Source organism: Flammeovirga sp. AWQ4_249, from assembly GCF_056161045.1.
On record NZ_JBSWYJ010000022.1, the window covers coordinates 91,724 to 97,723 of the forward strand.

Here is a 6,000-nt window from a genome sequence, read left to right on the forward strand (position 1 = left end):
AGTAGAATGAGAACTATATCGACACTTTTCTTTATGAATAGATATATGAAAAACCTAATTTTATTGTTCGTCTTATTACTTCCAACTTTAGCGACTAGTTGTAATGAAGAAGTAGATCCTTATCAAGATCAAGAATTTGATTTCAGAGAAGATCCTAATGATACAGATGATACGTATTATCCACCTTATTATCCATATGAGGTGAATAAAGAAAATAAAAAATAATAAAAATCCTTTCTTTACATTGATAGAGAAAGGATTTTTTTTTGACTATTTTTTTATTTATCTACAAAAAAATCCCTTCACTAAATAAATAATGAAAGGATTAATTTTTTGAAATAAAGCAACTTTATTGATATAGTTTTGAGGGATTAATGTCTACCTTAGTGATAAGAAAATTATAACGTACATTCATTAATGACGTTTTCATTTTTCTTAAGAAATCTGCCCATGCAATAGCTACTTCCTCTAAGTAGCGTTGCGGTTCGTTTGCTAAATCTTGGTTAAATGAATAACCGGCCTCTTTTAACAAGGTGTCTATGCTATACTTATCCGTGAAATGTGAAGAAATAAAATCATCATTGACGAATAATTGTTGTAATGCATTAATGGCAAATTTATTTTTTGGAAAACTCATATAGTTGACCAATTCACTCATTGATAACGGCATTTTTGTCGTCTCAGGAACAACCGATATTGTACCAAGTTGGATTTCCTTCTTTAGAATTAAATGCTTCATGGTTTTAGGTTTAAAAGTGAAATACGTTTTAATAATAAACGGAATTACAAAAATTAAGATTCACTTTTCCTTCGATATTTTTCTTATATATATTTAAAATGCTATTATTTTTGATAAAAAATTAAAAAAAGAATGAAACTGATTAAAATAAATGTCTTTCCAATTAAATCTCTTGATCCTGTAGTGTTAGAGGAAGCAGAAATTACAATAGGTAAAACATTAAAATATGATAGACAATGGGGCATTCATCGCAAAAGTGATGGACGAACTGTTAACGGAAAAAAATACCCATCGATTCATCGTTTAAGAACAAGTTATGATTTACAAAACTTAAAGGTGACCATTACGGTAGATGGAAAATCAGATACTTTCTCCTTAGACGGAGATTATTCAGCATTGAATTCGTATTTGTCCAATTTCTTTGAAGAAGAAGTTTATCTATTAGAAAATAAAGAAATGGGTTTTCCTGATCATGATGGTGGAAATGTAGGTGCATCTTTGGTTTCAACAGCTACTCTACAAAAAGTAGGCGAGTGGTTCGATTTATCTGCTGATGAAGTAGAACGAAGAATGCGTATGAACCTTATTGTGGAGACTGAAAATCCATTTGAAGAAGATACATTAATGGGAACCACAAAAGCAGAACCTAAAGCTTTTTATATTAATGAAACAGAGTTGAAAGGATACAAACCATGTGAGCGTTGTCCAGTTCCTACGAGAGATTCTTATACAGGTGAAGTAATGAAGGGTTTTCAAAAAGAATTTCTAAATAAACGAAAGGAATTAACACCTGAAGTGGTTGATAATCCATTGTATGCACATGCTTATATGTGTGGGATAGTATTGACGATTCCTAAAAAATCTATTGGTAAGAGAGTTAAAGTAGATCAAAACATTACTTTCTAATTGTATTTGAAATTATTCACAACTGAAGCTCTTTTTTAAAGGGCTTTTTTACACTCCTCTAATTCCCTGTAATACTGATAAGTTAGATTAATGTTTATCCTTAATTCATTGATAAAAAAGTATTTAAAGTGTAAATGTCACTTCTTTTCTTTATAAATTGTACTACATTTTTATAGAATAATTCGGTAACTTTAGTATTGTAAAAACAGAATAAAACTACTCTTTGAATATAAAAAATAAGCTATAAAAATATGAAAGTTGCTGTCTTTGGTACTAAATCTTATGATAAAGAATTCTTCAAACAAGAAGGAGTAAGTACAAACCACGAATTAGTTTTCTTTGAGTCACGATTAAGAGTGAAAACAGCACCCCTAGCCAAAGGTTTTGATGCTGTTTGTGTTTTTGTCAATGATGTTGTTGATACTGAAACAGTCAAAATCTTAGGAGAATACGGAATTAAAGTTATTGCCTTAAGATGTGCTGGATTTAATAATGTCGATTTATTAGAAGCAGAAAAACAAGGAATTGTCGTCTTAAGAGTTCCAGCTTATTCTCCATATGCTGTAGCTGAACATACATTAGCATTAATCCTTACGTTAAATAGAAAAACACACAAAGCTTATAACCGTGTCAGAGAAGGTAATTTTTCTTTAGATCGCTTAACAGGTTTTGATATTCATGGGAAGACGGTAGGTGTAATCGGAACAGGTAAAATCGGACAAATCTTCGCCCGTATCATGAAAGGGATGGGATGTAAAGTGATAGGTTTTGATGTTTATCCTAATAAAGAGTTTGAAAAAGAAGGAGTATTAGAATACGTACCTTTAAATGATCTCTTAGAACAATCTGACATTATCTCATTACACTGTCCATTGACTCCTCAAACACATCATATTATCAATGATCATTCAATTTGGAGAATGAAAAAAGGAGTAATGTTGATCAATACCTCTAGAGGACGTTTAATTGATACGGAATCTGCAATTCGTGCATTATCTAAAGGACATTTAGGGTACCTAGGAATTGACGTTTATGAGCAAGAAGAAAAGTTATTCTTTAGAGATTTATCTGAAACGTTGATTAGAGATGAAAAGATGATGAATCTAATGGCTTTTCCAAATGTATTAGTGACGGGACATCAAGCCTTTTTCACAGACACAGCCCTAACACAAATTGCACGAGTTACGTTGGGTAACCTAACGGCATTTGAAAACGGAGATGAGCTTGTGAATATAGTAGGTTCAGAATCTATTCAATCTAAGTAGAGTAGGTTAGATTTGAAATGTGTTGAAGGCTAAAATTCAGGAAGATAAATGAGGTAGTTCCTAAATAAAACTTAATCATTAAACTAATTTTTCCTTTTGAACGTATTTATAGTAGTTCAGAAACTATAGATAATTTTAAATTATGAAAAAAAGACAGGCTACAACGCTAGTAACTGCTATTGCTGCCGGTGCTGCAATCACAACGGGTATTGTCATTAAGACAAGAAAATACATGCAAAAGAAAAGGCTAGATGAAGGTGATTACCTTTACCCTTATCTTGATTTCATAAAAGAGAAAATTGAAAGTGGTAAGGAAACAATTATTATTACACCTGAAGATTCTCCTTTCAAATTTATTACTTTAACAGTTAAGCATGCTAGTGCAAAAAAGAAACTTATCTTAGCTGATTATGAAGGAACTGCATTAGGAAGAGGTCGTAAAGATCTTTTAAAATATAAAAATGGAAAACTTACTTTCATTAAGCCTATCATCGAATACGCGATGTAATTTAAGTTGAAAATTTAATAAAAAGTCATTCTCATAACATTGAAAGTGACTTTTTTTTATGAAAAAATATATCATTTGTTTAAACAATTGTTATTGGATTGTGTTTATAGTCTGAAACAAAACACAAACAGATGCAAGTGATTTCAACAAATAGAGAAACTACGCTATTAAAGCAAATCAAAACTTTAGAAGAAAAATATCACTCTCAAAAGGAAATGACAGAGATGACGATTTTACATCTTCAAGAGGTAAATGAACAGTTGAAAATAGCAAAAGAGGAGAAGGAGAAGTTCAACAAAAGAATCACGCAAAGCATAACATATGCACAACGCATACAACAACGAATATTACCGTCAAATGATATACTTTATAAAACTTTCCCTAATTATTTCCTGTTATACCAGCCCAAAGATGTAGTCAGTGGAGATTTCTATTGGTTACATGAAGACGATCAAAAGAAATACCTTGGCATCATTGACTGTACAGGTCATGGGGTGCCAGGGGCTTTTCTCACTGTTTTAGTCAATGCAATTTTAAATGCGGTAATTAGAGAAAATAATAATTTAACGACAGAAGATATATTAAGAGAACTAGATTATAGATTGTATAATCACTTAAACAGAAATAGTGATTTTAAAAGAACACAAGACGGTCTAGAAATCACACTTTGTGCATTTAATAAGAAAGAAAATTCTATTCAATTTACATCTACACATCAAAATATTTTCCATTTAACTTCCAATGGATTAGTTGAATACAAAGGTATTCCTTATTCAATTGGAGAATACTCTAAACGCAAAGAACGTTTGTCATCAACAACAATACAATATAATAATGGTGAGATGTTATATCTTTCCACAGATGGGTATTTAGATCAGTTTGGAGGAGAAAAAAATCAAAAATTTAAACGCAAAAATTTTAAAACTTTATTAGAAAAGATCAATCCTTATCCTCTAGAACAACAAAAGAAAATGATTGCATTAATCTTTGATAAATGGAAATCCGAGAAGATGCAAACAGATGATATATTAGTTATGGGTATTCGATTATAAACATTTTTTTTATGACAACTACTACAAGAAATTATAACACTAAACGTATTCCAATATATGATGAACTTTACAAAGATGAGTTCACGAAAGTGTACTATATAAAAGATAAAAAAACAGCAGTCTGTAAGGCGCTAAAAGAATATATTCCAATCGAAGATTTTAAAAAAGTATTCCACTTCATTAGTCTAAATTACTCTTTGTTAGAAGGTTGTGAAAACTTTTTGTTCGATAAAAGAAATTTACGCGTTTTCCATCAACCTTCTATGGAGTGGTATTTTATCTTTTGGAAACAAGAAATGTATTCTTCTCATCAACTGAAAAATCATTTCAAAATTTTACCGAAAGATCAGCCTTCTTTTAATGCTTCTGTAGCGGCAGGTAGAGCATTAATTGAAAAAAAATATACCAATACTTTAATTAAACAACTCAACATCAACTATATCGATTCGATTGAAGAATTATAAGAAAATTAATTGGAACTTAAAGCCATCCGTAATGAATAATGGGTGGTTTTTTTTTTCTGAAAAAGTATTGTGAAGTATACCTTCTACTTGTAGTATTTGGGCATATTTATTCCTTTACATTCTCTAATGTATTTTCATTTATCGGATCTCTATTTACTAATTGAAAAGTGATGGTGGTAAATGAGAAATTATAATTTTTTCTTCGAGGTCTAAGCCATCATACTTTTGTGCATTTTCCACCGATTCAGTTTTTATCCAAACTCAGGGAATAAAAAAATCTCGAATTCACTTACTTTTCATTACTTTATTCATCTTATATGGCGACTTTATAGTTTTCTTTTCTATCTAATAATACGTATACCGTTTTCACTAATTTATGTGCAATAGCAAATAGTGCTTTCTTTTTACCCATTCTTAAAGACATTTTAAAATACCTTTCTTTGAATTCTGAATTCTTTGTAGCAACAGCAGCCCAAGCTGCTTCAACAAGTGTACACTTCAAAAATTTATTTCCAGGCCTGGCTCGACCACTATAACTTTTACCCGCACTTTCATTATTTCCTGGACATATTCCAACCCATGAAGCAAGATGGTTTTCAGTTGGAAAAACCGACATATCAAACCCTATTTCAGCGACAATACTACGAGCTATCTTTTGGCTCACACCAGGTATTGTTTGTAGTCTTATAAATTCCTCATTATGAAATTTAACGATAATTTTGTCCATCTTTTCTAAAAATAGATCTTGCTGTTTTCTTAGATAGTCAATTTTATCGAGGTGATGTTTAATCATAAAACAATGATGCTCATTTACTTTTCCTTTCAGTGCTTTCTCAAGTTCTTGTCGCTTTTTATCATACCTTTTTCCTGCAAGAGAAGCTAGATTTTCAGTATCGACAACACCTTCTGCTATTTGCTCTAATACTTCAGTTCCAAATACTCCAAAAACATCAGAAATGACAGAAGATAACTTAATATTAGCATCTTGAAGTTGTTTATGAACTCTGTTCTTTTCCTTAGCAATTTCTTGGCTCAGCTTTTTAGAATACCTTGATAAATCTCGAAG

Annotated in this window: 8 protein-coding genes; 6 read left to right on the forward strand and 2 right to left on the reverse strand. The window is 30.8% G+C overall.

Going from position 1 to position 6,000, the window contains the following annotated elements:
• Positions 1–45 precede the first annotated feature (45 nt).
• Positions 46–225 (forward strand): hypothetical protein, encoded by a 180-nt coding sequence (locus tag ACXAHM_RS16445; RefSeq protein ID WP_474961880.1) that lies wholly within the window; start codon positions 46–48, stop codon positions 223–225.
• Between the two features lie 124 nt (positions 226–349).
• Here ACXAHM_RS16445 and ACXAHM_RS16450 read toward each other — a convergent pair whose 3' ends face one another.
• On the reverse strand, positions 350–739 hold the full coding sequence (locus ACXAHM_RS16450; protein ID WP_474961882.1) for a hypothetical protein: 390 nt from the start codon (positions 737–739) through the stop codon (positions 350–352).
• Positions 740–871: 132 nt separating this feature from the next.
• Between ACXAHM_RS16450 and ACXAHM_RS16455 the strand changes: the two genes are divergently transcribed.
• The 5 genes from ACXAHM_RS16455 to ACXAHM_RS16475 all read left to right on the forward strand — a co-directional run bounded on the left by ACXAHM_RS16455 (position 872) and on the right by ACXAHM_RS16475 (position 4,934).
• Complete coding sequence (locus ACXAHM_RS16455) at positions 872–1,645, forward strand: MOSC domain-containing protein (RefSeq protein ID WP_474961884.1); 774 nt, start codon at positions 872–874, stop codon at positions 1,643–1,645.
• Positions 1,646–1,896: 251 nt separating this feature from the next.
• On the forward strand, positions 1,897–2,910 hold the full coding sequence (locus ACXAHM_RS16460) for a 2-hydroxyacid dehydrogenase (RefSeq protein ID WP_474961887.1): 1,014 nt from the start codon (positions 1,897–1,899) through the stop codon (positions 2,908–2,910).
• Positions 2,911–3,052: 142 nt separating this feature from the next.
• A complete protein-coding gene (locus ACXAHM_RS16465) occupies positions 3,053–3,418 on the forward strand; it encodes a hypothetical protein (protein ID WP_474961890.1) in 366 nt (121 codons plus the stop codon).
• Positions 3,419–3,549: 131 nt separating this feature from the next.
• The gene (locus tag ACXAHM_RS16470) at positions 3,550–4,470 is read left to right on the forward strand and encodes a PP2C family protein-serine/threonine phosphatase (protein WP_474961893.1); all 921 of its coding nucleotides are present in this window, start codon (positions 3,550–3,552) and stop codon (positions 4,468–4,470) included.
• 11 nt (positions 4,471–4,481) lie between these two features.
• Entirely contained in the window at positions 4,482–4,934 is a 453-nt protein-coding gene (locus ACXAHM_RS16475) for a hypothetical protein (RefSeq protein ID WP_474961895.1), read from the forward strand.
• A 313-nt stretch (positions 4,935–5,247) separates the two neighbouring features.
• Here ACXAHM_RS16475 and ACXAHM_RS16480 read toward each other — a convergent pair.
• A partial coding sequence (locus tag ACXAHM_RS16480) for an IS110 family RNA-guided transposase (RefSeq protein WP_474961898.1) occupies positions 5,248–6,000 on the reverse strand: 753 nt, incomplete at its 5' end.

Bases quoted from the DNA above. Each gene is read 5' to 3' on its own strand.
- ACXAHM_RS16460 (WP_474961887.1), top strand. From the start codon at position 1,897: ATGAAAGTTGCTGTCTTTGGTACTAAATCTTATGATAAAGAATTCTTC.
- ACXAHM_RS16475 (WP_474961895.1), top strand. From the start codon at position 4,482: ATGACAACTACTACAAGAAATTATAACACTAAACGTATTCCAATATAT.
- ACXAHM_RS16455 (WP_474961884.1), top strand. From the start codon at position 872: ATGAAACTGATTAAAATAAATGTCTTTCCAATTAAATCTCTTGATCCT.
- ACXAHM_RS16470 (WP_474961893.1), top strand. From the start codon at position 3,550: ATGCAAGTGATTTCAACAAATAGAGAAACTACGCTATTAAAGCAAATC.
- ACXAHM_RS16465 (WP_474961890.1), top strand. From the start codon at position 3,053: ATGAAAAAAAGACAGGCTACAACGCTAGTAACTGCTATTGCTGCCGGT.
- ACXAHM_RS16450 (WP_474961882.1), bottom strand. From the start codon at position 739: ATGAAGCATTTAATTCTAAAGAAGGAAATCCAACTTGGTACAATATCG.
- ACXAHM_RS16445 (WP_474961880.1), top strand. From the start codon at position 46: ATGAAAAACCTAATTTTATTGTTCGTCTTATTACTTCCAACTTTAGCG.